This is a genomic window from Micromonospora sp. NPDC049151, from assembly GCF_040648395.1.
Classification (GTDB): Bacteria; Actinomycetota; Actinomycetes; order Mycobacteriales; family Micromonosporaceae; genus Micromonospora.
In genome coordinates, this window is sequence record NZ_JBEZDP010000001.1 from 426,430 (window position 1) to 453,165 (window position 26,736).

A 26,736-nucleotide genomic window follows, 5' to 3' on the forward strand; every position below is an offset into this window, starting at 1 on the left:
GCCCGTGACTGAGCAGCAGAACACGGTGGCCCGGGTCGGTGTGCTGGGCGCCCGGGGCCGGATGGGCATGGAGGTCTGCAAGGCGGTCGACTCCGCGGCGGACCTGGAACTGGTGGCCGCGGTCGACCAGGGCGACGACCTGGACGCGGTGGCGCAGGCGGGTGCCGGGGTGGTCGTCGACTTCACCACCCCCGACGCGGTCATGGACAACCTGCGCTGGTGTGTCGAGCACGGCGTGCACGCGGTGGTCGGCACCACCGGCTTCACCGAGCAGCGGCTCGACCAGGTACGCGAGTGGCTCGCCGGCCGTCCCGGCGTGGGCGTGGTGATCGCCCCCAACTTCGGCATCGGCGCGGTGCTGATGATGCAGTTCGCCGCGCGCGCCGCCCGCTACTTCGAGTCGGTCGAGATCGTCGAGCAGCACCATCCGCGCAAGCTGGACGCGCCGAGCGGCACCGCCACCCACACGGCCCGGCTGATCGCCGCCGCCCGCGCCGACGCCGGCCTGGGGCCCGCGCCGGACGCCACCCGCGACGAGGTGGCGGGTGCGCGGGGCGCCGACATCGACGGGGTACGCGTGCACGCGGTACGCGCCACCGGCCTGGTCGCCCACCAGGAGGTGCTGTTCGGCACCACGGGCGAGACGCTGACCATCCGGCACGACTCGTACGACCGGGTGTCGTTCATGCCCGGCGTGCTGCTCGCGGTCCGGGAGGTGGGTCGCCGGCCCGGCCTGACGGTCGGCCTGGACGCCCTGCTCGACTGACCCGCCGCGCGTGCCCCGGCCCGCTGCGGTAAACCGTTTTGCCTGGTCGGGGCCACCAGCCTAGGCTGCGTCCATGATCGATTCCGGACACTCCGACCGCACCGGCCGCCGGGTGACGCTGCGGCCGGTGGACGACGACAACTGGCGGGCCGTGGCGGACGTCGCGCCGCGCGACGACCAGCGTGCCTTCGTGGCCGCGCTCGCCGCCCGCTACCTGCTGCTGACCGAGCGCTCGGACGTCTGGAACTCGCTCGCGGTCTACGCCGACGAGACGGTCGTCGGCCACGTCATGTGGGGCGTGGACGACGACGGGTCGCGCTGGATCGGCGGCATGGTGATCGACGCCGCCGAGCAGGGCCGGGGGCTGGGCGGTGCCACGGTGCGGACGCTCACCGGCTGGCTCGCCGAGGCGGGCGAGCCGATCCGCCTGAGCTACCACCCCGACAACAGGCCCGCCGCCGCCCTCTACACGGCCCTGGGGTTCCGCCCCACGGGCGCGTTCGAGGACGACGAGCTGGTGGCCGAACTCCGCCCGGCCTGACCCGTCACCCGGGCTCGCCCGCGTGCGGGCGGGGGTGACGGCGGTCCTGCCCCGTGCCGGGACCGCCGGCCCACCACGTGAGGGTGGACCGGCGAGACGAGCGGAACTCATCGCTACGCGGTCGGGTCTTCCTCCGCGGTCGCCACGTGGAAGCGGAGCTGGGGGACCAGCATGTCGTCCACGTCCAGCGCGCGGGTCGCGCCGTCCGGCTCCCAGCCGGTCGAGCCGAGGAAGTCGCGGGTCGCCGCGTCGGCGTCGAACGCCCACGCCACCGCCCGGGTCAGCCCGTCCTCCCGCCAGTGCTCCACGGCCGAGGCGAGCAGCCGGCTGCCGTGCCCGCGCCGCCCCCACCGGGGCTCGACCAGCAGGTCGGTCACCGCCGCGACGCCCGAGCCGAGCGCCTCGGCCGGCTCGTCCGGGGCGAGCGCGTCGGCATCGGCCGGACCGGAGGCGACGAACCCCACCAGATAGGATTGCGCCGCCTGTTCGACGGCGACCAGCACCCGGTGCGCGCCCGAGGGCGGCTCCTGCACCGCCGCGCTCCACCGCCGCGCGAGGTACGCCTCGTCGAGGTTGTCGAGCACGTGCCGTGGCAGGATCCGGCGGTACGCGACCCGCCAGGTCGCGAGCTGGATGCGTGCGATCTCGCCGGCGTCCTCGGGACGCGCGGGCCGGACGTAGCCTGCAGCCATGGCACGTGAGCCTACGCAGGGCGAGGAGGGTGACTGTGGCGCAGGGTGCCGGGCGGACGATCACGCAGGTCGTCGCCGTGGCGGCGCTCGCCGCGGCGGTCACCGTGTTCCTCTCCGTGGCGGCGGTCCGGCACGGCTTCTTCGACCTCCAGGTCTACTACGGCGCATTGACTTTCTGGGCTCGTGACGGTGGGGAGATCTACGACTTCCTGCGCCCCGGCACCCAGTACGGCTTCACCTATCCGCCGTTCGCCGCGCTGGTGATGCTGCCCATGGCGTACCTGCCGTGGATCGCGGCGATCACGGTCAGCGTGACCGCGACGGTGCTGGCCAGCGCCGTGGTGATCTGGCGGCTGCTGGACCCGGTGGCCCGCCGGTCCGGCTGGACCCGCTGGTTCGCGCTCGCGGTCGCGCTCTGCCTGGCCGCCGCGTACGAGCCGATGCGCGAGACGGTCAACTTCGGTCAGGTCAACATGCTGCTGCTGTTCCTGGTGGCGGTGGACCTGCTGTGGCTGCTGCCGGCGCGCAGCCGCTGGGCGGGTGTGGGCATCGGCCTGGCCACCGCGATCAAGCTGACGCCCGGCATCTTCATCGTCTACCTGCTGGTCACCGGCCGCTGGCGGGCCGCGTTGACGACAGTCGGCACGGCCGCCGTGGCCACGCTGGTGGCGGCCGGGCTGTTCCCCGACGCCTCCCGCGAGTTCTGGACCGAGGCGCTGTGGAACACCGACCGGGTCGGTGAGCTGGCGTTCGTCTCCAACCAGTCGCTGCGCGGGGTGGTGGCCCGGCTCGACCCGCAGCACCCCAGCACGATCGCGTGGCTGGTGCTCGTACTCCTGACGCTCGTGGTGTGGGCGTGGCGGTCGCGGGCGGCGGTGGCCGCCGGCGACGAGGCCACCGGCCTGGCCCTCACCGGCGCGGTGATGTGCCTGGTCAGCCCGGTGACCTGGGTGCATCACCTGGTCTGGCTGCTGCCGGGTCTGATCCTGCTGGTCGACAACGGCATGGCGGCGCCCGCGCGCAGCCGCCCGCGCCGTCTGCTGCTGGCCGCCGCGCTTATCGGGTACGCGCTCCTGTGCAGCCGGATCGTCTGGTCCTGGGAGAAGGACTTCTCCGGCGTGGACGGGTTCCTCGGCAGCAACACGTACGTGTGGATCAGCCTGGCGCTGCTGCTGGGGCTGCCGATTCGCCGCTGGCTCACACCGGCCGGCGGTGAGCGGCACGGCGTGGACGTCCCGGCCGGGTCAGCCTCCGGCGGTGTACCGCAGCTCGCGGAGCAGGACCGGGGCGCGTCCACCGTGCAACGGCACCGCGTAGGTGGACTCCTCCCCGTCAGGTGAGTGCCCGGCCCGCTCGTAGAAGCGGCGGGCCCGGGCGTTGTCGGCCAGCACCCACAGCCGGTACCCGGTCCAGCCGCGCTCGGCCAGGCCGTCGCGGGCCGCCGCGAGCAGCGTCCGGGCGGCCCCCGAGCCCCAGTGCGCCGGCTCCAGGTAGATGGCCACCAGTTCGCCGTGCGCCGGGTCGAGGTCGCCGCGGTCCTGGTTGTTCCGGTACGGCCCGAACGTGGTGAACCCGACGACCACCCCGTCGTCCTCGGCGACCAGCGTGGTGAACGGGTGCTCCGGGTCGGCGGTGCCGAGGTCGCGCCGGCGCTGCGCCCAGGCGCGGGGGTTCAGCCGGTTCAGCACCTCCGCGGGCATGATCCCGGCGTAACCGGCCTGCCAGCCGTGGACGTGCACCCGGGCGACCGCCTCGGCGTCGTCCGGTTCCTCCCGGCGGATGGTGAGCACCTGTCCGTTCTATGCCCCGACGGGCGATCGGTCCAGCCGCCGCTCCCGGCGACCTGGACCCGTCGTGTCGGAGGTCTGGATTAGGGTCGCCGACGATGGCCGCACCGGAATCGCTCTCCCTTGCCCAGGCCCGCCGGATCGCCCTGGCCGCCCAGGGCTTCGCCGACCCGGCGCCCACCGGCGTGCCCACCCGGCGGCACCTGCGCCGGGTCCTCGACCGGGTCGGGCTGATCCAGATGGACTCGGTGAACGTGCTCCAGCGGGCGCACTACCTGCCGCTCTACAGCCGTCTCGGGCCCTACCCGACGGCCCTGCTCGACTCCGCCGCCTACCGCAGCCCCCGCGAGCTGTTCGAATACTGGGCGCACGAGGCCTCGCTGGTGCCGGTCGGGCTGCACCCGGTGCTGCGCTGGCGAATGGCGAAGGCTCGCGACGACGCGTGGGGCGGGATGCGCCGGATCGCGCAGGAGCAGCCCGAGCTGGTCGCCTGGGTCCGCGACGAGGTGGCCGCCCGGGGTCCGCTGACCGCCGCCGAGATCGAGCACGACGCGCCCCGGGAGACCGGCAACTGGGGCTGGAACTGGTCGGCGGTGAAGCGGGCGCTGGAGTTCCTGTTCTGGGCCGGCGAGGTCACCGCCGCCGACCGCACCAACTCGTTCGCCCGCCGCTACGACCTGCCCGAGCGGGTGCTGCCGGCCGCCGTGCTGGACGCGCCCACCCCGGCCGACGCCGAGGCACACCGCACGCTCGTGTTGATGGCCGCCCGCTCGCTCGGCGTGGCCGCCGAGCCGGAGCTGCGCGACTACTTCCGGCTGCCGGTCGCCGGGGCGCGGCGGGCGGTGGCCGAGCTGGTCGAGGCGGGCGAGCTGACCCCGGTCACGGTGCAGGGCTGGCGGCATCAGGCCTACCTGCACGCCGACGCGCGGCTGCCCCGCTGGGTCCGCGGCAACACGCTGGTGAGCCCGTTCGACCCGCTGGTCTGGGAGCGGGCGCGCACCGAGCGGCTGTTCGGCTTCACCTACCGGATCGAGATCTACGTGCCGGCGCCCCAGCGGGTCTACGGCTACTACGTGCTGCCGTTCCGCCAGGGCGAGCGCTTCACCGCCCGGGTCGACCTCAAGGCCGACCGGAAGGCCGGGGTGCTGCTGGTGCCCGCAGCCTGGGTCGAGCCGGGCGCCGATCCGGGGGAGACCGCCGTGGCGCTCGCCGCCGAGCTGTACCGGCTGGCCGGCTGGCTCGGCCTGGACGCGGTCGCCCCGCCCGTCGCGGGCGACCTGGCGGGGCCGCTGGCCGCCGCGCTGGTGGGCGTGGCGGGTGTACGGTGAGCGCGTGACGAGCGTTGACCGGCCTGCCACCGCGACCGACCCGCACACGCGCCCGGACACCGAGCCGCACCCGCACCTGTCGTACCCGCACGGGCCGCAGGCTCCCGACGGGTCGTGGCCCTACCCGGTGGCGTACCAGCCGGTCGAGACCGACCGGTTCACCCGGATGGTGCTGCGCCTGCACGCCCGCGCCCCGCGCTGGGCGGTGCCGCTCGCCGCGCTCGGCTGTGTCGGCGTCGGCATCGCGTACGCGATGATCAGCGACCCGACCCGCAGCGACCCGGACGCCCCGCCGTCCTGCCTGCTCAAGCTCACCACCGGGCTGGACTGCCCGGGCTGCGGCGGCACCCGCGCCCTCTGGTACGTGCTGCACGGCGACCTGCCCGCCGCGGCCCGGCACCACTTCCTGTTCGTCTTCGCGCTGCCGTTCCTGACCTGGCTCTTCGTGGCCTGGGCCGGCAACCGGGCGTTCGGCTGGAAGCTGCCCGAGGCGCAGTTCAGCCCCAAGGTCGTCGGCGTGTTCCTGGCCGCCTGGGCGGTCTTCTCGGTCGCCCGTAACCTGCCGTGGGCTCCCTTCACCTCGCTCTACGTCTAGCCTTCTCCGCCGGAGCGCTCCGCTGTCCGGGATCTTGGACACCTGGGCGGAGCGCCCGCTGGCCGGCCGCGTGCCCGATTTCCGCGCCGGGCGCGGGCCAACTACAGTCGCAGGAATGCCGGAGATGGTTCAGCCCCAGGTCAAGTTGATCGCGTGGACCCAGTTCCAGGCGCCGGAAGAGGTGCCCTGGTCCACCGACGCCGACGGCGGGCAGGCGCTCGCCGAGTTCGCCGGCCGGGCCTGCTACCAGAGCTGGAAGAAGCCGAACCCGGCCACCGCCACCAACGCCGGTTACCTGGCGCACATCCTCGAGGTCGGCCACCTGAGCGTGCTGGAGCACGGCTCGGTGAGCTTCTACTTCAGCGGCGTCTCCCGGTCGTTCACGCACGAGCTGATCCGGCACCGGCACTTCTCCTACTCGCAGCTGTCCCAGCGCTACGTGCCCGAGCGGGACGCGGCGATGGTCGAGCCGTCGGTGATCGCCGACGACCCGGAGCTGCACAAGAGGTTCGTCGAGGCCACCGACGCGGCGGTGCGGGCGTACACCGAGTTGCTGGAGGGGCTGGAGGCCCGCTTCACCGACGAGCCCAACCCGACGCTGCGCCGCAAGCAGGCCCGCCAGGCGGCCCGGGCGGTGCTGCCGAACGCCACCGAGACGCGGATCGTGGTGACCGGCAACTACCGGGCCTGGCGGCACTTCGTGAAGATGCGCGCCACCGAGCACGCCGACGTGGAGATCCGCGAGCTGGCCGTGGAGTGCCTGCGCCAGCTCAAGGGTGTCGCGCCGAACGTCTTCGCCGACTTCGAGATCTCCACCCTGCCCGACGGCACCGAGGTGGCAGCGTCGCCGCACGCCGAGTGACTCGTCGCCCTTCGCCGCCGGGCCACCGGCGGCCGTCCGCTAGGTTGTGAGCATGACGCACGACCACTCCGCCGCCCCGAGCCGGGGCGCGTCGCGCCCGTTCGGGCGAGTGATGACGGCCATGGTGACCCCGTTCACGCCGGACGGCGGCCTGGATCTCGACGGCGCCGCCCGGCTGGCCGAATACCTCGTCGACGAGCAGGGCAACGACGCGCTGGTCCTGAACGGCACCACCGGCGAGTCGCCGACCACCACGGAGGCGGAGAAGGAGTCGCTGATCCGCGCGGTGGTCGAGGCGGTCGGTGACCGGGCCCGGATCGTCGCCGGGGTGGGCACCAACGACACCAGGCACACGGTCGAGCTGGCCGCGCAGGCCGAGAAGGCCGGCGCGCACGGCCTGCTGGTGGTCACGCCGTACTACAACAAGCCGCCGCAGGCCGGGCTGCTGAGTCACTTCACCACCGTCGCGGACGCCACCGGCCTGCCGGTCATGCTCTACGACATCCCGCACCGCGCGGGTGTGGCGATCGCCACCGAGACGCTGGTGAAGCTGGCCGAGCACGGCCGGATCGTCGCGGTGAAGGACGCCAAGGGCGACCTGTTCGCCACCTCGGAGGTGCTCAGCCGCACGGACCTGGCCTACTACAGCGGCGAGGACGCGCTGACCCTGCCGATGCTGTCGGTCGGCGCGGTCGGCGTGGTCGGCACCTCCACCCACTTCACCGGCGCGCTGACCAAGCAGATGATCGAGGCGTTCGAGGCGGGCGACAACGCCCGGGCGCTCACCCTGCACCGGCAGTTGCTGCCGCTCTACACCGGCATCTTCCGCACCCAGGGCACGATCCTGGTCAAGGCGGGCCTGGCGGCGCAGGGCCGCCCGGCCGGTCCGGTGCGGTCGCCGCTCGTCGACGCCACCGGTGACGAACTGGCCCAGCTGCGCGCCGACTGCGCCGCCGCGGGCCTGCCCCTGCCCGAATGAACAAACGACACGACGGACGCCGCGCGACGGCGTCGCAGAATGAGGTGACGCGTGACCGAGGCGCACATCGAGGGTGAGCTGCCCCCGCCGCTGCCCGAGGGCGGCCTGCGGATCATCCCGCTCGGCGGACTCGGCGCCATCGGCCGGAACATGACCGTCTTCGAGTACGATGGCAAGCTGCTCATCGTCGACTGCGGGGTGCTGTTCCCCGACGTCGAGCAGCCGGGCGTGGACCTGATCCTGCCCGACTTCGGCCCGATCCTGGACCGGCTGGCCGACGTGCAGGCGATCGTGCTCACGCACGGCCACGAGGACCACATCGGCGCGGTGCCGTACCTGCTCGCCCACAAGCCGGACATCCCGCTGGTCGGTTCCCAGTTCACGCTCGCGCTGGTCGAGGCGAAGCTGGCCGAGCGGCGGATCCAGCCGTACACGCTGACCGTGCGGGAGGGCGGCCGGGAACGGCTGGGCCCGTTCGAGTGCGAGTTCTTCGCGGTGAACCACTCGATCCCGGACGCGCTCGCGGTGGCCATCCGTACCCCGGCCGGCCTGGTGCTGCACACCGGCGACTTCAAGATGGACCAGCTTCCGCTGGACGGGCGGATCACCGACCTGGCCGGGTTCGCCCGGCTCGGCGCCGAGGGCGTCGACCTGCTGCTGTCCGACTCGACGAACGCGGAGATCCCCGGGTTCGTCACGCCGGAGCGGGAGATCGGCCCGGTCCTCGACTCGATCTTCGCGAAGGCCAAGGGGCGGATCATCGTCGCCTCGTTCGCCTCGCACGTGCACCGGGTGCAGCAGGTCTTCGACTCGGCCGTCGAGCACGGCCGTAAGGTGGCGCTGATCGGCCGGTCCATGGTCCGCAACATGGGCATCGCCCGCGACCTGGGCCTGCTGAACATCCCGCCCGGCCTGGTGGTCGGGATCGAGGAGGCCACGAACCTGCCGCCCGAGCAGATCGTGCTGATGTCCACCGGTTCGCAGGGCGAGCCGATGAGCGCGCTGGGCCGGATGGCCAGCGGCGACCACCGGCACATCACCATCGCGCCCGGCGACACCGTGGTGCTGGCGTCCTCGCTGGTCCCCGGCAACGAGACCTCGGTCTACCGGGTGATCAACCGGCTGGCCCGGGCCGGCGCCGTGGTGGTGCACAAGGACGTGGCGAAGGTGCACGTCTCCGGGCACGCCCCGGCCGGTGAGCTGCTCTACCTGCTGAACGTCGTACGCCCGAGCAACCTGATGCCGGTGCACGGCGAGTGGCGGCACCTGCGGGCGCACGCCCGGCTCGGCATCGAGTCCGGCGTCGCGCCGGACCGGGTCGTGCTCTGCGAGGACGGCGACGTGGTCGACCTGGTCGAGGGCCGCGCCAGCCTGGTCGGGCGGGTGAAGAGCCGGTACGTCTACGTCGACGGTCTCGCCGTCGGCGACGTCAGCGAGTCGCTGCTCACCGAGCGCCGGATTCTCGGCGACGGCGGGTTCATCGCCGCGACTGTCGTGGTCGACTCGGTCACCGGCAAGGTGGTCGCCGGGCCGACCGTCTCGGCGAAGGGCTTCTCCGAGGACCCGGCCGCGTTCAACCCGGTGGTCCCGCTTGTCACAGAGGCGCTGAACCGGGCCGCCGCGGACGGCATCACCGACCCGCACCAGCTCCAGCAGATCGTCCGCCGCACCGTGGGACGCTGGGTCAACGACGCGTACCGCCGTCGGCCCATGATCGTCCCGACCGTCGTCGAGGTCTGACCCGACCGCGCCGCGCGCCGGTCCACCCTTCGCGGTGGGCCGGCGCCGTCGCTTTCCGGGTACGCCCCGACACGGCGCGTCGAAACCCTCCGGTAACCCTCATCCGATCGGCGTCCGTCTCCGTACCTCCCGACGGCCGGCGTGCCCCTGCGCCGGTCGGGAGGAGCGTGGCGGATGGACCGCAGACGGATGACAGCCATCGGCGTAGTGGTGGCGGCGGCCGGGTTGACGGCGGCGGTGACCCTGCCCTCGTTCGCCGGTGAGGAACCCCGGCGGGCCACCCCGGCGGCCGACGGCGTCGCGCCGGAGGTCCTGGACGCGATGGGCCGCGACCTCGCGCTGACCCGCGACCAGGCGGTGAAGCGGCTGCGGACCGAGCGGTGGGCGGCCGGCACCGTCACCCGGCTGCGCGGGGAACTCGGCGCCGGGTACGGCGGGAGCTGGCTCAGCGCGGACGGCGCCACGCTCACCGTGGCGGTGGCCGACGCGGCCGGCGAGGCGCGGGTACGGGCCGCGGGCGCGGTCCCGAAGCGGGTCGCCCGGGGGGTCGCCGAGCTGGACGCGGTGAAGACCCGGCTGGACGCGGCGGGCGACGACGCCAGCCCCGACGTGGCCGGCTGGTACGTCGACGTCACCGACAACGCGGTGGTGGTGATCGCCCGGCCGGGCGCGGAGGCCGACGGTCGCCGGTTCGCCGCCGCCGCCGGATCGAAGGCCGCCATGGTCCGGGTGCGTACCGCTGACGAGGCCCCGCGTCCGCTGTTCGACGTGCGCGGCGGCGACGCCTACCTGATCAACAACGCGGGCCGCTGCTCGGTCGGCTTCTCCGTGGTCGGCGGGTTCGTCACCGCCGGGCACTGCGGGCAGCCGGGGGACCGCACCACCGGGTCCAACCGGGTCGCCCAGGGCACGTTCGCCGCCTCCTCGTTCCCCGGTGACGACTGGGCGTTCGTCCGCGTCAACGCCGACTGGACGCCGCAGGGCGTGGTGACCGACTTCAACGACGGCGGCACGGTGGCGGTGAACGGCTCCACCGAGGCGCCGGTCGGCGCGTCGATCTGCCGGTCCGGCTCCACCACCGGCACCCGTTGCGGCCTGATCCAGGCGAAGAACGCCACAGTCAACTACCCCCAGGGGACTGTCACCGGGCTGACCCGTACGAACGTCTGCGCCGAGCCGGGTGACTCGGGCGGTGCGTGGCTCTCCGGTGACCAGGCGCAGGGCGTCACCTCCGGCGGCTCCGGCGACTGCACCCGGGGCGGCACCACGTTCTTCCAGCCGGTCAACGAGATCCTCCAGCGCAACAACCTGACCCTGGTCACCGCCGGTGACCAGCCCGCGCCCACACAGCCGCCGGCGGGCGGCGGCGAGACCACCCCGCCGGTGACCGCCGAGCCCACCCCGCCGGCCGGCGACACCGACTGCTCCGGCCAGGTCAGCCGGACCGGCCGGATCGCCGCCGGACGGACCCAGATCCAGCCGGACGGGCGCTTCTTCCGGGTGTCAGGCGGCACCCAGGAGGCGTGCCTGGCCGCGCCGGACGGCGCCCGGGTGGCGCTGGAACTGCAACGCTTCACCGGCGGCGCGTTCCGCACCGTGGCCCGCGCGGCCACCGCCGACGGCGCGGCCCGGCTGACCGCCGAGACCCCTGCCGGCGCCTACCGGTACCGCGTCGTCGGGTTGTCCGGCTCCGGCGAGTACACGCTGGCGTTCTCCGCCCGCTGACCGCCGCACCCAGACCGCGGCCCCCGCCCACCACCGCCCTGTGGTCGGGGGCCGCGCCGCGTCTGCGGCAGGCTCAGGGCAGCGCGGCGACCGCTTCGGCGTACGCGGTGCCGGTGCGGATCGCGGCTGCCACCAGCACGGCGAGCTGAGCCGGGGCCACCCCGCAGGACAGGTCGGTGGAGACACCGGCGGCCAGCACCAGCGTTCCGTCGCCGGGCTCGTGCACGTACGCGGCGGGCAGCAGCCGGTCGTGGTTCCAGGCGTTGCAGAACGCGTACGCCTCCGCGCGCCGCTCGGCCGGCAGCCGCCGCTCCGCCACCACCCGGGCGTGCAGCACGTCGCCCCGCCGCCCCAGCCGGCGGAACTGGATCGTGGCCTCGCCCCACCGCCCGGCGAGCGTGCCGTCCGGCTCAGGCGTGTACGGCTCGCCCCGGGCGTCGAGCGCGGCGGCGAGCAGCGTCGCGTCCAGCGGGGCCGGTTCCTCCGGGCCGGGCGGGCCGGGCTCGGCCGGATCGGCGTCGGGCTCCTCGTCGAACTCGCTCTCGGCGGCCAGCGACACCGGCGCGGCGAGTGGCCGCTCGGCGAGCCAGGAGGCGATCCGGCCGGACTGGTGCCCGGTGCCGTTGCGGGCGTCGAAGCTGCCGGCCAGCGCCGTCGCCAGCGCCTGCAACTGCGTACCCAGCGTCGCCACGTCCACCTCGGCGGCGGGCCGGGAGCCGTGCCCGGGGCGGTGGATCCGCCGCCCGCCCAGCCCGGCTTCGGCGGCCAGGCCGCACAGCAGCGCGCCCGCCGCGGCGAACTCCATCGCGGACAGGTCGTCGGCCGGCCGGTCCAGCTCGGGCAGTTGCTCGGTCAGGATCTCCAGCCCGCGATGCGGGTAGCCGCCCAGCGCGCAGAAGCGCAGATGCGCGGCGAGCAGCGGGAACGCGCTCCGCTCGCCCCGGTGCCGGCGGTACGCGCGTACGTGTGCCCGGGCCGCCCGCGTCACCGCCCCGGTACGCAGCCACGGCAGCAGCCCCACGGCGAGCGCCCGTTCGGGCTGGTCGGTGCAGGCCGCCGCGCCCGCCGTGGCCGCCTGCCGCTCGCCCCGCCGGGTCGGTGGCGTCTGTGGCTCGACCCAGCCGGCCAGCGCCGGCGCCAGCGCGGCCAGCGCCGCCTCCGGCTCGCCCCAGCCGGCCAGCAGGTCGGCCCGCCGGGCCGGTGCGCATCCCGGACAGCCGCCCACCGGGTCCGTGGCGTCCGCCGCCGACCAGCGCTCGTACGCGCGGCGGGCCGCCGGCTCGTCGCCGAGGTGGTCGGCGAGCCGGCAGCGCAGCTCCGCCACCGGCGCGGCGTCCTCGCCCAGCTCGTCGGCGAGCGCGTCCAACAGGGACCGGGACTGGTCCAGGCCCACCCGGGGCGTGCCGAACGACGCCTCCACCGCGTGCCGCTGGTGCCGGCGCAACCGGGTCAGCTCGTCCGGGCGGGCGTCCAGCAGCCCGGGGTGCCGGGCCAGCGTGGCCCGCATCCGCCGGACCGGCTCCACCGCGCGCCACCGCTCGCCCCGGTGCAGGTACGCCTCGACCAGCGCGAAGCGCGCCGACAGGGCGGTACGCGGATCACCTGTGGCGTCCGCCCGCGACGCGATCCGCTCCAGCTCGGCGCGGCGCTCCGCGCCGTCGGGCCGGTCCCGGGCGTCGTCGAGCGCGGCGGCGAGCCCCCTGTCGCGTGCCGTGGTCACCGCAGCGCCCCGCCGGCCAGCTCGTCGACGGCGGCGGCGAGCTGGCACCCGGTGGTCACGCCACAGTCGACGAGCCGATCGAGCTGGTGCGGTGTCACCCCGCGCTCCAGGTCGGCGGTGACCTCGCCGCACACCTGAGCCGAGCCGTCGTCGGCGACGTGCACGTACGCCTTCGGCCAGAGCCGGTCGTGGTTCCAGGCGTTGCAGAAGGCGTGCAGCTCGGGCACCCGCTCGATGCCGAAGTGGTGCGCCACGACGGTGCGTACCTGAAGCAGCTCCCCGGCCTCGCCCCGGCGGTGGAACCAGATCAGGTTCCGCTCCCAGCGGCCCACGAGCGCGCCGTCCGGCTCCTCGGCCACCGCGTACCCCCGGTGGCCGAGCACGGCGGCGATCAGCTCACCGGTCAACGGGCGCAGTTCCTGCGGGTGTCCGGTCAGCGGACCGTCCGGACCGTCCTCGATCTCCGGCGACGCCATCGGGCATCCCTTCTGAGGCGAATAACACAAACGACGGTCCGACCCGTGCTGCGACGCGCGGACACGACCCGGAAAAGCGGCGATCCACCGGGTACCGCCGTTACCGTGACTCTATGGCGGGCCGTACCTCTCAGGCGAGCCGGCGGCGCGGCGCGTCGCCGCGTGGCAACACGAACAACCGCGCCCGTCAGCCGGCGAAGAAGGCGGCGGCGCGGAAACCGGCACGGCGGCGACCGGCCCCCGGGCCGAGCCCGGCTGCGTTCGTCGGCCGGGCGGTGGGTGCTGTCTGGATGGGGCTGGCCCACACTGTCGGCTGGACGTTCCGGGCCGCCGGGCGGCAGGCCGCGTCCACCCGGGAGCTGGATCCGGAGCACCGCCGCGACGGTGCGGGGCTGCTGCTGTTCGGCCTGGCCATCCTCAGCGCGGTGGGCATCTGGGGCGGCGGCGCCGGGCCGGTGGGCCGGCACCTGGCCGACACCGTACGCCTCTTCGTCGGCGCCATCTCGATAATCCTGCCGGTGCTGTTCATGGTCGGCGCGTGGCGGCTGATGCGGACTCCGGCCGACCCCGAGCATCGCGGTCGCGGCCTGGTCGGCTGGGGTTCGATGATGCTGGCCACCGCCTCGATGCTGCACATCGGGCAGAACCCGGTCGACGAGGTCCAGCGCGACTTCGCCGGTGGCCTCATCGGCGCGGGCGTCGGCGACCTGCTGAAGTCGGCGGTGACCGCCTGGGTGGCCATGCCGCTGCTGCTCCTGCTGCTGGTGTTCGGCCTGCTCGTGGTCACCGCGACGCCGATCAACAAGATCCCGGAGCGGCTCGGCCTGCGCGCGGATCCGGCCGGGGTGGACGACGACGAGGAGTTCGCCGAGGACGAGGCGCCGGTGAAACCGGCCCGCAAGCGGCCGGCGAAGCGGATGCCGCCGCCGCTGGAGCCGCTGGACCCGGACGACGAGCTCGCCGGCGTGGACCTCCAGGAGACCCTGGTGCTGCCGCGCAAGCCGCCGAAGGTGCCGGCCAACCGCAAGTCGGTGGAGCCGCCGGAGCACTCGCCGCTGCCCACCCGCGCCGAGCAGCTCGCGCTCACCGGGCTGGCCGGCGACTACACGCTGCCACCCGCGAACCTGCTCGGCACCGGCGCCAAGCCGAAGAGCCGCAGCAAGGCCAACGACGAGGTGATCGCGGCGCTGACCGGCGTCTTCGAGCAGTTCGACGTGGACGCCGCGGTCACCGGCTTCACCCGCGGCCCGACAGTCACCCGGTACGAGGTGGAGCTGGGCCCGGGCGTCAAGGTCGAGCGGATCACCCAGCTGTCCCGCAACATCGCGTACGCGGTGAAGTCGCCGGACGTCCGCATCCTCAGCCCGATCCCGGGCAAGAGCGCTGTGGGCGTGGAGATCCCGAACACCGACCCGGAGAACGTGTCGCTCGGCGACGTGCTGCGCTCCCGCGAGGCGACGAGCGACCACCACCCGATGGTGGTGGCGCTCGGCAAGGACATCGAGGGCGGCTACGTGGTGGCCAACCTCGCGAAGATGCCTCACATTCTCATTGCGGGGGCCACCGGTGCGGGCAAGTCCTCCTGCCTCAATTCGCTGCTGGTGTCCATCCTGACCAGGGCCACGCCGGACGAGGTGCGGCTGCTGCTGATCGACCCGAAGCGCGTCGAGATGACCGGCTACGAGGGCATCCCGCACCTGGTCACGCCGATCGTGACCAACCCCAAGAAGGCGGCCGACTCGCTGGAGTGGGTCGTCCGTGAGATGGACATGCGGTACGACGACCTCGCGGCCAACGGGGTCCGGCACATCGACGACTTCAACCGCAAGGTGCGCAACGGCGAGATCAAGGCGCCGCCGGGCAGCGAGCGGGAGATGCGGCCGTACCCGTACCTGCTGGTGATCGTGGACGAGCTGGCCGACCTGATGATGGTCGCGCCGCGCGACGTGGAGGACTCCATCGTCCGGATCACCCAGCTCGCCCGGGCCGCCGGCATCCACCTGGTGCTCGCGACGCAGCGGCCCTCGGTGGACGTGGTCACCGGCCTGATCAAGGCGAACGTGCCGTCCCGGCTCGCGTTCGCCACCTCGTCGCTCGCCGACTCGCGGGTCATCCTGGACCAGCCCGGCGCGGAGAAGCTGCTCGGCCGCGGCGACGGCCTGTTCCTGCCGATGGGCGCGTCGAAGCCGCAGCGCATCCAGGGCGCCTGGGTGACCGAGCGCGAGATCGCCGACGTGGTGAAGTTCTGCAAGGACCAGCGGGAGCCGGAGTTCCGGCCGGACGTGCTCGCCCCGGCGCAGGACAGCAAGAAGAAGATCGACGAGGACATCGGCGACGACCTGGACCTGCTCGTGCAGGCGGTCGAGCTGGTGGTCACCTCGCAGTTCGGGTCGACCTCGATGCTTCAGCGCAAGCTGCGGGTCGGCTTCGCCAAGGCGGGCCGGCTGATGGACCTGATGGAGACCCGGGGCGTGGTCGGCCCGTCCGAGGGCTCCAAGGCCCGCGACGTGCTGGTCAAGCCGGACGAGCTGGAGGAGGTCCTGGCCGGCCTGCGCGGCGGCGAGGACTGACGGCCCGCGCCACGGACGACGGGGGCCCACGACGACGACGGCGGCCACCACCCTCGGGTGGCGGCCGCCGTCGGCGGTTCCGGGTCAGTTGAGCAGCGCGGCGACGAGCACGGCGCCGATGATCGCGCCGACCACGCTGGCGGCGGCGGCGTACCAGCCCAGCGGCTTGTCACCGAGGACGGCGCCGACGATGCCGAGGACCAGGCCGAGGACCCCGAAGATCAGCGGGGACACGAAGATCGCGAGGGCCGCGAACACGAACGCGACGATGGTGCAGATGCGGGCGGCGTTGGTGCGCGGGCGGGCGGTGGCGTGCATGTTGGCCATGGGGTTCCTCCGTGAGTGGTCTCGCTGTGTGGCTACGGAGGATTCGGTACCCCCGCCGCCACACCGTCCAAACCGGATGCGGTATCGATCAGGCGAACAACTTCAGGCCGATCACGCCGGCCACCACCAGCAGCAGGCAGGCCACGCGCGGGAGGTTGACCGGTTCGCCGAGCGCCAGCATCCCGACCAGCGCGGTGCCGACCGCGCCGATGCCGACCCACACCGCGTAGCCGGTGCCGACCGGGATGTCGCGCAGCGCGTACGCCAGGCCGGCCATGCTCCCGACGAGCGTGACGGCGAAGACGGCGGAGGGGAGGGGACGGGTGAAGCCGGCGCTGCGATCGAGCGCGATCGCCCACGCGGTCTCCAGCAGTCCGGAGAGCACCAGCACGATCCAGGCCATGGTGAATCACCTCTGACGGGCGGGCCCGGCGCGCAGCGGGCCGGGCGACGGTCGGGTCACGCGGGGCGTCTTGGCCTGACCGGGTACGCCCACCACTCGTCCGGGACGGCCCGCGGGCCGTCGTGGCCGACGGTAGCACCGGGCGGGCCGGACCGGCGGCGGGGTGAGAAAGCCCACCATGAGTGGAGTTGACGTCAACTTCAGGTTGCACGATTGAGGGCATGACCCTGCTCTTCTCCGACGACGACGTCGCGGCCGCCGTGGACGCCCCGCTCACCGTGGCGGCCATGCGGGACGCGCTGCTGGCCGCGCACGCCGGGCGGCTCATCGCCCCGCCCCGGGCGTCCGCGCCGCTGGGCGGAGGCCGGATGGTGCTGACCGCCGGGCACCTCACCGGGCAGTGGTACGGCTTCCGCTCGTACGACACGTTCGGCCACCCGGAGAGCGGTCAGCTCGTCGTGCTGCACGACGCCACCACCGGTGCGGTACGCGCCATCGCCGTCGGCGAGGAGCTGGGCTCCCGGCGTACCGGAGGACTGGGCGGCGTGGCGGTGGACGCCCTGGCCCGCGCGGACGCCGCCACCGTCGGCGTGGTGGGGTCCGGGCGGCAGGCGTGGACCCAGGTCTGGGCCGCGGCGGCGGTCCGGCCGCTGCGCGAGGTGACCGTGTACAGCCGCTCGGCGGCCCGGCGGGAGGCGTTCGCCACACGGGTCCGCGCCGAGCTGGGCGTGCCCGCCCGCGCGGTCGGCTCGGCCGCCGCCGCGGTACGCGACCGGGACGTCGTGGTGCTCGCCACCACCAGCACCGTCCCGGTGGTCGACGCCGCCGACCTGGCCCCCGGCACCCACGTCAACACAGTCGGCTTCAAGCAGGTCGACCGGCACGAGTTCGGGCCCGACCTGCTCGACGCCGCCGACCTGCTGGTCACCGACTCACCCGGCCAGGCCACCGCGTACGTGCCGCCGATGCTCGCCGCCGTCGAGCCCTACGCCGGGCGGTTGCGCGACCTGGGCGCGGTGCTGGCCGGCGCGGTCCCCGGCCGGACCACCGCGGACCAGATCTCGGTCTTCTGCTCCACCGGCCTGGCCGGCACCGAGGTGTTCCTCCTGGACCGGCTGGCCCGGGTGGCGGTTCCCGCTCGCTGACCCGGCCGGACGGGTGCGCGGCGGACCGGAACCGGCCCGGTACCCTCGGATGGTGTCTGCCTCCTCCTCCACCCCGCGATCCGACGGGCGCCGCGTCGCCCTGCTGACCCTCGGCTGCGCCCGCAACGAGGTCGACTCGGAGGAGCTGGCCGCCCGGCTGCACGCCGACGGCTGGCAGGTCACCACCGACGGCGAGGGTGCCGACGTGGTGGTGGTGAACACCTGCGGGTTCGTCGAGAAGGCCAAGCAGGACTCGATCCAGACGCTGCTGGCCGCCGCCGACACCGGCGCCAAGGTGGTCGCCGCCGGGTGCATGGCCGAGCGGTACGGCCGTGAGCTGGCCGACAGTCTCCCCGAGGCGCAGGCCGTGCTCAGCTTCGACGACTACCCGGACATCGCGTCCCGGCTCGACTCGGTGCTCGCCGGTGAGGCGATCGGCGCGCACACCCCGCGCGACCGGCGGGAACTGCTGCCGCTGACCCCGGTGAAGCGCCGCGACGCGGCGGTGTCGCTACCCGGGCACGGCACCCCGGCCCGGGTCGCACCGGAGACCGACGCGCACACCCCGGCGCACCTGCGGCAGGTGCTGCGGCACCGGCTCGACACCGGCCCGGTGGCCTCGCTGAAGCTCGCCAGCGGCTGCGACAGGCGGTGCGCGTTCTGCGCCATCCCGGCGTTCCGTGGGGCGTTCGTCTCGCGTACCCCGGACGAGCTGCTCGCCGAGGCCGAGTGGCTGGCCAAGACCGGCGTACGGGAGCTGGTGCTGGTCAGCGAGAACTCCACCTCGTACGGCAAGGACCTGGGTGACCCCCGCGCGCTGGAGAAGCTGCTGCCGCAGCTCGCCGCGATCGACGGGATCGTGCGGGTGCGGGCCAGCTACCTCCAGCCCGCCGAGACCCGGCCCGGCCTGGTCGAGGTGATCGCCACCACGCCCGGCGTGGCCGCGTACTTCGACCTGTCGTTCCAGCACTCCAGCGAGCCGGTGTTGCGCCGGATGCGGCGTTTCGGCTCCACCGACCGGTTCCTGGAGCTGCTGGCCTCGGCCCGCGCGCTGGCGCCGGACGCGGGCGCGCGCAGCAACTTCATCGTCGGGTTCCCCGGCGAGACCAAGCCGGACGTGGCCGAGCTGGTCCGGTTCCTGACCGAGGCGCGGCTGGACGCGATCGGCATGTTCGACTACAGCGACGAGGACGGCACCGAGGCCGCCGGGCTGACCGGCAAGGTCTCCGCCGCCACGATCAAACGGCGGTACGACAAGCTCAGCGCCCTGGCCGACGAACTCTGCTCGCAGCGCGCCGAGGAGCGCCTCGGCGCGACGGTGGAGGTGCTCGTCGACTCCACCGCCGACGGCGTGGTGGAGGGCCGGGCCGCCCACCAGGCGCCCGAGGTCGACGGCTCGACCACGCTCGTCGCGCCGGTCGGCGGCGGCGTCGATCTGGCCGCGCTGCGCCCCGGTGACCTGGTCCGTGCCACGGTGACGGCGACCGAGGGCGTCGACCTGGTCGCCGTGCCGGATGAGATGATCTCGGCGGCGCCCGGCGCGGTACGGTGACGGCGGGCCCTGATGGAGCGGGGAAGCCACGTGGGGCGATGCGGGACATGACGGGGGCGGAGTCGACGGCGGCTGCCCCCGTACCGCTGCTCAACGCGGCGAACGTGCTCACCGGCGCGCGACTGATGCTGGTGCCGGTCTTCACGGCCACCGTGATCGCCTCCGGCATGAGTCACGCGGGCTGGCGGATGACGGCCTGCCTGATCTTCGTGGTGGCCTCCGCGACCGACCTGGTCGACGGCTGGATCGCCCGCCGGTACGACCTGGTCACCTCGCTGGGCAAGGTCGCCGACCCGATCGCCGACAAGGCGCTCACCGGCGCCGCGCTGGTGCTGCTCTCCTTCTACGACCGGCTGCCGTGGTGGGTGACTGTGGTGATCCTGGCCCGCGAGCTGGGCATCACCGGCCTGCGGTTCTGGGTGATCCGGCACGGGGTGATCGCGGCCAGCCGGGGCGGCAAGGTCAAGACCGCGCTGCAGATCCTGGCCATCACCTGGTACCTCTGGCCGATGCCGGAGGCGGCGGCCGCGATCGGGCCGTGGATCATGGGAGCGGCGGTGGTGGTCACCGTGGTCACCGGGTTCGACTACATCGCCCAGGCGTTGCGGCTGCGTCGCCCGGCCCGTTGATCCGTTCGAACCGGTCGGCGGATCCGTCGATCCGGGTGACCGATCCGTCGATCCGGGCGGCGGGCGAGTAAGCCGGCGTGGGGCGGGAAATGGGGGCGGGCATGGACACCGACGCGAGAGACCAGCGGCCCGCCGGCAGCCCGGCGGCCGCCGTGGTGCACCGCCTGCACGAGTGCGGCCAGACCCTGGCCACCGTCGAGTCGCTGACCGGCGGGCTGCTGGCCGCCGCGATCGTGGAGATCGCCGGCGTCAGCTCGATCTACCGGGGCGGCATGGTGGTCTACGCCACCGAACTCAAGGCGACGCTCGCCGGCGTACCGGAGGACCTGCTGGCCGACCGCGGCCCGGTCGACCCGGACGTGGCGGTGGCCCTCGCCGAGGGCGGACGGCGGCGGTGCGGTGCGGACTGGGGCCTGGCCACCACCGGTGTGGCCGGGCCTGAGCCGCAGGACGGCAAGCCGGTCGGCCTGGTCTACGTGGCGGTCGCCGGGCCGGACGGCACCGAGGTGCGCCGGCTCGACATCGACGGCGGCCGCGACCACATCCGCTCGGCCGCGGTGATCGAGGCGCTGCGCCTGCTCGCCGACCGTATCGACCTCCCCGAGGGCACCGACGCCGCGCAGGCGGCGGGGGCCGGCCGCCGGTGAGCCGGCGAGGTGCCGACACACCCGGCGGCGGGACCGCCGGGCGGGCCGGTCCGCCCGGATTTCAGAGGCGGGGTGGGATGTCGTCGTGGCGACCAACGGGTACGGTTGCGGGAAGGCTTCGGCGGTCGCCGTCGGCGCCGGAGCGGTCCGCCGCGTCCGGCCCGGCACGGTCGCCGGGCATGGTGGTCCCGTTCAGGGGGAGGTGCGATGGTCCTGCTACGCCGGGTGATCGGTGACGCGCTGCGGGCGCGCAGGCAAGGGCAGCACCGCACCCTCCGCGAGGTCTCCTCCGCCGCCAACGTCAGCCTCGGCTACCTCTCCGAGATCGAACGCGGCCAGAAGGAACCCTCCAGCGAGCTGCTGGCGGCGATCTGCGACGCGCTCGGCGCCCGCCTGTCCGAGCTGCTGCGCGAGGTGAGCGACACGGTCGCCCTGGCCGAGCAGATGCCCGGCGTGCTGGTGCCGGTGGCCGACGAGCGGGTCGAGCCGGCAGCGGTGGCCGGGCCCGCCGTGCGCAAGACCACCAACCGTGGGGTCCGGCAGGTCACCTCCGACGGCGCCGTGGCCGTCCAGGTCCGGCAGGACTCGCCACTCAAGGCCACGCTGCGCAGCACCCGGGTACGCCCCGCCGAGCGGGACGTGGTCTGCGCCGCCTGACCCGGCTGCCGCGCCGTGGGCAGTGCTGGCGTCCGCGTCGTACTGTTGATCAGGAGCGTACGGGTGCCGGAGTGGCGTCCGGCTGGAACGATGTAGACGCGACGCTACTGAGGGGACGAGGCGGAGATGGCTAACCCGTTCGTCAAGGGTTGGAAGTACCTGATGGCGCTCTTCGGCGCGAAGATCGACGAGCACGCGGATCCGAAGGTGCAGATCCAGCAGGCCGTCGAGGAGGCGCAGCGCCAGCACCAGGCGCTGGTCCAGCAGGCGGCGGCGGTGATCGGCAACCAGCGCCAGCTGGAGATGAAGCTGTCCCGGCAGATGACCGAGGTGGAACAGCTCCAGGGCAACGCGCGGCAGGCGCTGGTGCTGGCCGACCAGGCCCGCGGCAAGGGAGACGAGACCGAGGCGGGGCGCTACGAGCAGTCCGCCCAGATGCTCGCCACCCAGCTGGTCTCCGCCGAGCAGGCGCTGGAAGACCTCAAGACGCTGCACGACCAGGCGCTGGGCGCGGCCGCGCAGGCCCGCAAGGCGGTCGAGAACAACTCGATGATCCTCCAGCAGAAGCTGGCCGAGCGCACCAAGCTGCTCAGCCAGCTGGAGCAGGCCAAGATGCAGGAGAGCGTGGCCCGCTCGCTGGAGTCGATGTCGTCGCTCACCGCGCCCGCCAGCACCCCGTCGCTGGACGAGGTCCGCGATCGGATCGAGCGCCGCTACGCCACCGCCATGGGCCGGGCCGAGCTGGCCGGCAACTCGGTCGAGGGCCGGATGCTGGAGATCCAGAAGGCGACCCTCGACTCGTCCGGATCGGCGAGACTGGAGCAGATCCGGTCGAGCATGGCCGGCGAGCAGCTCGGTGCCCGGCACGAGACCCCGGCGGTGGGACAGCCGACCGACCCGGCCGCCACCGCCCGGCTCGACGAGATCCGGGCCAGCATGAGCCGGGATCGTGGCACCGGGGAGACCACGACCAGCTGACGGAAGGGGCGGACACCATGGCGGACGAACGGGCCCGGCACTTCCGCAGGCTGCGCAGACTGCGCAACTCGGCGCGACGGTGGAGCGTGCTGGCCGGAGGGCTCGGCGGTGCCGCCGCGGTGCTGACCCCGTACGCCGGACTGGGCCTGCCGGACGCGGCCTGGGCCGGCGCCGCGGGCAGCGCGATTGCGGTGGCCGTCTGGCGTTGGGCCGACCACCGCGCGCTGGCCGCCGTGCCAGCCCCGCCCGCACTCGACCCGGCCGAGGCCGCGGCCCGCTCCCGCGCCCGGCTGGTCGCCGCCGTCGAGCGGCTGCCCGTCGGGCCGGGCGTCCTGGCCGAGGCACGCCGGGTCCGCTCCCGCCTCGCGTTGCGCGGCACCGCCGCGGCCGAGCCGTGGGCCCGGCTGGACCGGGCCGCGCTCACCCTGGCCGGGCTGGCCGGGCGGCTGACCGGGCTGGCCGAGCCGGCGGTACGGGAGGCGGCCGAGGCGGACCGGTCCCTGCGCGAGCTGGCGAACCGGGTGGCGGGCGTGGAACGCGCGGCGAAGCTGACGCCGCAGAGCCCGCTGAACGAGGTGCACGCCTCGCTGGTGGCGCAGTTGGAGGACGGGGTGGCCGCGTACGAGCGGCTGGTGGTGGCAGCGGCCGGTTACGTGGCCGAGGACGCCCGTCCGAACACCGAGCACCCGTCCGCCGCGCGCCTGACCGAGGCCACCGACCTACTGCACGGCGTAGCCTCCGCCCTGGCCGAACTCCGCACCCCCCTCCGAGCCCCCTGACGGCGAGTCCCGCCCCGCCCCTCTGGAACCTCCCCAACTTCATGATCGACCCTGAAGGCGCGGGGTCAGGTGGGGGTGGTTTTGGTGGTGGGGGGAGTCCACGGGGACGTGCCCACGACGTTCGTCGCGCGTACCCGGTAGTGGTAGGTGACCCCGCGCGCGAGGCCGGTGTTCGTGAAGCCTCGGCCGGTGACGTGGAAGGTCGCCGGTTCGCGCGTGAAGGCGGCGTCGGTGGCGCGCTGCACGATGAACCCGGCACCCGGTCCGGCCGGCGTCTGCGCCGACCAGCTCACCGTCACGGTGGCCGTGTCCGGCCCGGACGCGCTCGTGGTGACGCTCACCCCGGTCGGTGCGGCCGGCCGGGCCGGGGTGGTCACCGCGGCCACCGTCGACCAGGGGGAGGCGGCACCCAGGTACGTCGTGCGTACCCGGTAGTAGTACGTGGTGTCCGGTGCGACCGCCGGGTCCACGTGGGCCTCGCCCACGGCGATGGCAGTGGTGCCCGGGCCGCTGGTGAACGTGGGGTTGGTGGCCCGCTGCACGTCCACCCCCGTCGCGAAGGAGTGGTTGGCCCAGCGCAGCGCCACCCGCAGTGGCGCGTTCGGCGGCAGCACCGCGGTCAGCCGGGTCGGCGCGGCCAGGTGCACCGCCGCCGGTACGGCGTTCGACCAGGACGAGCAGCTCACCGCGTTCTCGGCCCGGATCCGGTAGTGGTAGGTGACGCCGGGGGTGACTGTGGCGTCGGTGTAGCGGGTGGCGGTGGCGGCCACGGTGATCTCGGTCAGCCCGGTGGTGAAGGCGCTGTCGGTGGCGCGTTGCAGCCGGTGGCTGGTGGGCACGGGCCGGCTGCCGTTGCCGGTCCAGGTCAGCGCGATGGCGGGCAGCGCGGTGGCGCCGCCGGGCGCCGGGGTGGCGCCGAGCCCGGTCGGTGCCTTGGGCGCGACGCGCAGGACCAGCGGGCGGCTCATGCCCTGGTCGCGTAGTCCGGCCGAGCGGGTCTGCCAGCGGTACTCCCAGCCGAGGTTGACCATCTGGTTGACCACCACCGCGGGGCGGCCGTCGACCGGGCTGACCGGACCGGCGTCGAGCCGTACGCCGGCCGGGCGGGCCGGGTCGAGCAGCCGTACGCTGTCGCCGATCTTGAACGGCAGGGCGGGCGGTACGGGACGCAGCGCCACCACGACGTCCTCCCGGGGGTTGACCCGGACGGTGTCCTTCCAGCCCAGCTCGCCCGGGTCCGGCGGACGGACCGTGCCGTCCCAGCCGACCCGGTTGACCACCTGCACGTCGCAGCCCTCGATGTGCACGGGATGGGTGCGCGGGGCGTCACCGACGATCCGCCAGAGCTGCGTGCCGTCACCGGGCGCACCGACCGCCACTGCCGGGTCGGTGGCGTGCAGCACCTCGGTGGCCGGGTCGGCAGGTCCCAGCGGCAGGGTGGCCGGCGCGAGCGGTCCGCTGACCGGGTGGCCGACGCCGAGCCGTCCCACCGCGCGACCGTGCCGGGGCTCGAACACCTGTCCGACCGACTTCACCGCCAGCGGCAACGTGACCGGGGCGGTCGCGCCGGCCGGGGTGAACGTGACCGAGGCGGCCCGCGCCGGGACGAGCGTCGGGCGCGGGGTGGAGGTGCCGATCGCGGTGTCGTACGCCGGTTGCGGCACGATCGGCGGCGGCTGGCTGCGCGCGTACGCCCCCGGGAGCCGGTCGGCCAGGCGGCGCGTGTCGTACGGCTGCGCCGGGGTGCCGGTGACCCGGATCTGGAGCAGTGTACGGGTGTTCGGGCCGTACCCGGGCCGGGTCGGGGGCAGGCCACCGGCGGCGGTCCGGTCCGGCGCGCCGGTGTGGTGGTCGTGGCGCGGATCGAACCGGGGCAGCGGCGCGGGGCAGTCGTTGTAGAGGATCAGCGTGCTGCCCGGCGGCACCGTGGAGAAGTCCACCACCACGTCGGCCCGCTCGCCGGGGGCGAGCAGCAGCGCGTGCCCGTCCACGTTGAGCACCGTCGGGTCCTGCCTGTCGTACCGGTAGTCCACCGGCCGGTTGGTCAGCACGACGGGGGCGGGGAGCAGGCCGCCCTCGTTGCCGATCTGGATCATCTCGGGTCCGGCGGCGGCCGGGTCGGGTACGCCGCCGTCGCGCCCGTCGGCCGGCCAGTACGCCGGCCGTCCCGGTGCGTGTACCGCCTCGACCATCGGCACCTCACCGGCGCCCGGGTCGCCGGGGCTGCCGTCCTCGCCCCACATCGGCGCGTCGGAGGCGGCCCGGTAGAGCTGGAGGTTGAGCGCCCGGTCCGCGCAGGCGTTGAGGATCCGGAACCGGTACGCCCGCGGCGCGACCTCCAGGTACGGGTAGGCCACGCCGTTGACGAGCGGGGTGTCCCCGTACGCCTCGGGGACCGCCGACGGGTGCGGCACACCGGGTGCCAGCGGCGGCTCGTCGGTGTCGGTGTCCGGGTCGTGGTGCGGGTTCGGCACCGGGGCGACCCACGGGCTGGCGCCACCGTCCGGGTCGTGGGTCCACGGCCCGTAGTCCCAGCGCCCGGTCGGGTTGGTGCCGGTGAGCCGGTACGGGTTCTGCCGGGGCTGGTAGACGTGCGGGTGCCAGAGGCTGCCCTTGGCGCCCCAGCGGTCCCGGTCCCAGGTGGGGTCCTGGGCGGCGAGCTGCGCGTCGTCCGGTACGAACGTCTTGTCCTCGATCACCAGCGGGAACTGCTCGGCGGGCAGCACGCCGTCCTCGACGAGCCGTTCCTCGGCCGGGTCGGTGAGCAGGTAGAGCGCGATCTGCCCGGAGTAGACGGTGAGCCGGGACAGGCCGAGCGTGTTGTCGTGCAGCCACATCAGCCGGCCGCTCTGCTCGTTCGGGAAGTACAGCGTGGTGGCGCCCGCACCGGGCGGCGGCATGTCCGGCACCGGCGTCACACCCACACCCACCGGGTACGGGGTGATCTCGCCGGCCGGGGTGACCCACTGCCACGGGTTGCCGGCGCTGATCCACCCGGTCTGCGCGCCGGACAGGTGCGGTACGGCCCGGTTCTGCGGGTACGGCGCGGGACCGTCGAGCGGCCCGGCGCCGGCGCCGTCGACCGTCTCGTCGACAGGCAGGAACAGCTCCCCGGCCCGGCCGGTGGGAAGCTGGTTGATGAACTTGATCCGGACCGGGCGGCCCCGCCGGGCCACGATCATCGGGCCGAGGTGCCAGGGGCGGCCGGGCGGGCTGACCGTGTTGTGCCCGGAGGTGTCGGTGCCCAGGTTGAGCTGGCGGTAGCCGCGCAGCCGGGTGGCGGGCAGGTCGCGGTGCAGACGCTGCGCGTACTCCTGGAGGCCGATCTCGTAGTAGTCGCAGCCCGGCCAGGTGATGGTGTCCGGGACGGCGACCGGCAGGCGGGCGCCGAGCCCGGCGGTGGCCGGCTGCCCTGGTAGCGGCAGCGGGTCGACGAACTTGCGGATGCCGGTGCCTGGTACCGGGCGGCCGTCCGGGTCGAGCGTGGGCAGCGGGCTGGCGGCGGTGTTCGGCACCGGGCCGAACAGGCGCGGGACGTCGGCCGGGTCCAGGCGCGCCGGCGCCGGCCCGCCGGTCGGTTCCTCGTCGTGCCCGCGAGCGGCTTCGTCGTGCCCGCGAGCGGGGGGAACGGTGGGCGCGACGGGACCGGCCGGCGCGGTCTCCTCGGCGACGACGACGGCGGCGGCGTGGTCCGGGCGTCCGGGCCGGCTGCGGCGGAACAGCACCATGGCTCTCCCCGGGGTCGGGGCGCGCCGGCCGACACCCCGGCGTGGCGGGCGTACGCGCTGCTGACGATCCGTGAGCGGTCCACCGCAGCATGCGATGTCAGAGGGGTGAG

Annotated in this window: 24 protein-coding genes and 1 riboswitch; of the genes, 17 read left to right on the forward strand and 7 right to left on the reverse strand. The window is 74.4% G+C overall.

The window, feature by feature from the left end; all coding sequences use genetic code 11:
* The first annotated feature begins 4 nt into the window (after positions 1 to 4).
* The gene (gene dapB / locus AB0B20_RS02105) at positions 5 to 766 is read left to right on the forward strand and encodes a 4-hydroxy-tetrahydrodipicolinate reductase (RefSeq protein ID WP_357382482.1); all 762 of its coding nucleotides are present in this window, start codon (positions 5 to 7) and stop codon (positions 764 to 766) included.
* 73 nt (positions 767 to 839) lie between these two features.
* Positions 840 to 1,307 (forward strand): GNAT family N-acetyltransferase, encoded by a 468-nt coding sequence (locus AB0B20_RS02110; protein ID WP_357382484.1) that lies wholly within the window; start codon positions 840 to 842, stop codon positions 1,305 to 1,307.
* A 113-nt stretch (positions 1,308 to 1,420) separates the two neighbouring features.
* Here AB0B20_RS02110 and AB0B20_RS02115 read toward each other — a convergent pair whose 3' ends face one another.
* Complete coding sequence (locus tag AB0B20_RS02115; RefSeq protein ID WP_357382486.1) at positions 1,421 to 1,999, reverse strand: GNAT family N-acetyltransferase; 579 nt, start codon at positions 1,997 to 1,999, stop codon at positions 1,421 to 1,423.
* Between the two features lie 35 nt (positions 2,000 to 2,034).
* Between AB0B20_RS02115 and AB0B20_RS02120 the strand changes: the two genes are divergently transcribed.
* Complete coding sequence (locus AB0B20_RS02120) at positions 2,035 to 3,339, forward strand: glycosyltransferase family 87 protein (protein ID WP_357467378.1); 1,305 nt, start codon at positions 2,035 to 2,037, stop codon at positions 3,337 to 3,339.
* Here AB0B20_RS02120 and AB0B20_RS02125 read toward each other — a convergent pair.
* A complete protein-coding gene (locus tag AB0B20_RS02125; protein ID WP_357467382.1) occupies positions 3,244 to 3,789 on the reverse strand; it encodes a GNAT family N-acetyltransferase in 546 nt (181 codons plus the stop codon). The genes AB0B20_RS02120 and AB0B20_RS02125 overlap by 96 nt on opposite strands.
* Before the next feature lie 95 nt (positions 3,790 to 3,884).
* On the opposite strand from AB0B20_RS02125, the gene AB0B20_RS02130 reads away from it, so the two are divergent.
* From AB0B20_RS02130 to AB0B20_RS02155, 6 genes are all read left to right on the forward strand, one after another.
* Positions 3,885 to 5,114 carry a crosslink repair DNA glycosylase YcaQ family protein gene (locus AB0B20_RS02130; RefSeq protein WP_357382492.1) on the forward strand — a complete coding sequence of 410 codons (1,230 nt, stop codon included), beginning with the start codon at positions 3,885 to 3,887 and terminating at the stop codon, positions 5,112 to 5,114.
* Positions 5,104 to 5,709, forward strand: coding sequence for a DUF2752 domain-containing protein (locus AB0B20_RS02135; protein ID WP_357382494.1), 606 nt, complete (start codon positions 5,104 to 5,106; stop codon positions 5,707 to 5,709). The genes AB0B20_RS02130 and AB0B20_RS02135 overlap by 11 nt, the downstream gene beginning before the upstream one ends.
* Before the next feature lie 124 nt (positions 5,710 to 5,833).
* Positions 5,834 to 6,571 carry an FAD-dependent thymidylate synthase gene (gene thyX, locus AB0B20_RS02140; RefSeq protein ID WP_357382768.1) on the forward strand — a complete coding sequence of 246 codons (738 nt, stop codon included), beginning with the start codon at positions 5,834 to 5,836 and terminating at the stop codon, positions 6,569 to 6,571.
* A 52-nt stretch (positions 6,572 to 6,623) separates the two neighbouring features.
* Positions 6,624 to 7,550: a 4-hydroxy-tetrahydrodipicolinate synthase gene (gene dapA, locus AB0B20_RS02145; protein ID WP_357382496.1), complete on the forward strand. Its 927-nt coding sequence runs from the start codon at positions 6,624 to 6,626 to the stop codon at positions 7,548 to 7,550.
* A 51-nt stretch (positions 7,551 to 7,601) separates the two neighbouring features.
* Positions 7,602 to 9,290, forward strand: coding sequence for a ribonuclease J (locus tag AB0B20_RS02150; protein ID WP_120571099.1), 1,689 nt, complete (start codon positions 7,602 to 7,604; stop codon positions 9,288 to 9,290).
* A 174-nt stretch (positions 9,291 to 9,464) separates the two neighbouring features.
* Entirely contained in the window at positions 9,465 to 11,015 is a 1,551-nt protein-coding gene (locus AB0B20_RS02155) for a S1 family peptidase (protein ID WP_357382500.1), read from the forward strand.
* Positions 11,016 to 11,088: 73 nt separating this feature from the next.
* Here AB0B20_RS02155 and AB0B20_RS02160 read toward each other — a convergent pair whose 3' ends face one another.
* Both AB0B20_RS02160 and AB0B20_RS02165 read right to left on the reverse strand, forming a co-directional pair.
* Positions 11,089 to 12,735, reverse strand: a complete 1,647-nt coding sequence (locus AB0B20_RS02160) for a YbjN domain-containing protein (RefSeq protein ID WP_357382502.1) — start codon at positions 12,733 to 12,735, stop codon at positions 11,089 to 11,091.
* Positions 12,732 to 13,211 (reverse strand): YbjN domain-containing protein, encoded by a 480-nt coding sequence (locus AB0B20_RS02165; protein ID WP_357467386.1) that lies wholly within the window; start codon positions 13,209 to 13,211, stop codon positions 12,732 to 12,734. The genes AB0B20_RS02160 and AB0B20_RS02165 overlap by 4 nt, the downstream gene beginning before the upstream one ends.
* A 113-nt stretch (positions 13,212 to 13,324) precedes the next feature.
* Here AB0B20_RS02165 and AB0B20_RS02170 point away from each other — a divergent pair, with 113 nt between their 5' ends.
* Positions 13,325 to 15,781: a DNA translocase FtsK 4TM domain-containing protein gene (locus AB0B20_RS02170; protein ID WP_357467389.1), complete on the forward strand. Its 2,457-nt coding sequence runs from the start codon at positions 13,325 to 13,327 to the stop codon at positions 15,779 to 15,781.
* 84 nt (positions 15,782 to 15,865) lie between these two features.
* On the opposite strand, the gene AB0B20_RS02175 is transcribed toward AB0B20_RS02170, so the two are convergent.
* Positions 15,866 to 16,108 carry a hypothetical protein gene (locus AB0B20_RS02175; RefSeq protein ID WP_357382507.1) on the reverse strand — a complete coding sequence of 81 codons (243 nt, stop codon included), beginning with the start codon at positions 16,106 to 16,108 and terminating at the stop codon, positions 15,866 to 15,868.
* Between the two features lie 88 nt (positions 16,109 to 16,196).
* Positions 16,197 to 16,511, reverse strand: coding sequence for a multidrug efflux SMR transporter (locus AB0B20_RS02180; RefSeq protein WP_357382509.1), 315 nt, complete (start codon positions 16,509 to 16,511; stop codon positions 16,197 to 16,199).
* A 59-nt stretch (positions 16,512 to 16,570) separates the two neighbouring features.
* Positions 16,571 to 16,636, reverse strand: a riboswitch (guanidine-III (ykkC-III) riboswitch).
* Positions 16,637 to 16,732: 96 nt separating this feature from the next.
* Between AB0B20_RS02180 and AB0B20_RS02185 the strand changes: the two genes are divergently transcribed.
* From AB0B20_RS02185 to AB0B20_RS02215, 7 genes are all read left to right on the forward strand, one after another.
* Entirely contained in the window at positions 16,733 to 17,656 is a 924-nt protein-coding gene (locus AB0B20_RS02185; RefSeq protein ID WP_357382511.1) for an ornithine cyclodeaminase family protein, read from the forward strand.
* A gap of 49 nt (positions 17,657 to 17,705) precedes the next feature.
* Complete coding sequence (rimO, locus tag AB0B20_RS02190) at positions 17,706 to 19,208, forward strand: 30S ribosomal protein S12 methylthiotransferase RimO (RefSeq protein ID WP_357467392.1); 1,503 nt, start codon at positions 17,706 to 17,708, stop codon at positions 19,206 to 19,208.
* Positions 19,209 to 19,255: 47 nt separating this feature from the next.
* Positions 19,256 to 19,837 (forward strand): CDP-diacylglycerol--glycerol-3-phosphate 3-phosphatidyltransferase, encoded by a 582-nt coding sequence (pgsA, locus tag AB0B20_RS02195; RefSeq protein ID WP_357382770.1) that lies wholly within the window; start codon positions 19,256 to 19,258, stop codon positions 19,835 to 19,837.
* 101 nt (positions 19,838 to 19,938) lie between these two features.
* Entirely contained in the window at positions 19,939 to 20,484 is a 546-nt protein-coding gene (locus AB0B20_RS02200) for a CinA family protein (RefSeq protein WP_357382515.1), read from the forward strand.
* A 207-nt stretch (positions 20,485 to 20,691) separates the two neighbouring features.
* Positions 20,692 to 21,141 carry a helix-turn-helix transcriptional regulator gene (locus AB0B20_RS02205; RefSeq protein WP_357382517.1) on the forward strand — a complete coding sequence of 150 codons (450 nt, stop codon included), beginning with the start codon at positions 20,692 to 20,694 and terminating at the stop codon, positions 21,139 to 21,141.
* Between the two features lie 126 nt (positions 21,142 to 21,267).
* Complete coding sequence (locus tag AB0B20_RS02210) at positions 21,268 to 22,119, forward strand: PspA/IM30 family protein (protein WP_357382519.1); 852 nt, start codon at positions 21,268 to 21,270, stop codon at positions 22,117 to 22,119.
* 17 nt (positions 22,120 to 22,136) lie between these two features.
* Complete coding sequence (locus tag AB0B20_RS02215; protein WP_357382521.1) at positions 22,137 to 22,898, forward strand: hypothetical protein; 762 nt, start codon at positions 22,137 to 22,139, stop codon at positions 22,896 to 22,898.
* Between the two features lie 65 nt (positions 22,899 to 22,963).
* Here AB0B20_RS02215 and AB0B20_RS02220 read toward each other — a convergent pair whose 3' ends face one another.
* Positions 22,964 to 26,626 carry a fibronectin type III domain-containing protein gene (locus tag AB0B20_RS02220; RefSeq protein ID WP_357382523.1) on the reverse strand — a complete coding sequence of 1,221 codons (3,663 nt, stop codon included), beginning with the start codon at positions 26,624 to 26,626 and terminating at the stop codon, positions 22,964 to 22,966.
* Between the last annotated feature and the right edge of the window lie 110 nt (positions 26,627 to 26,736).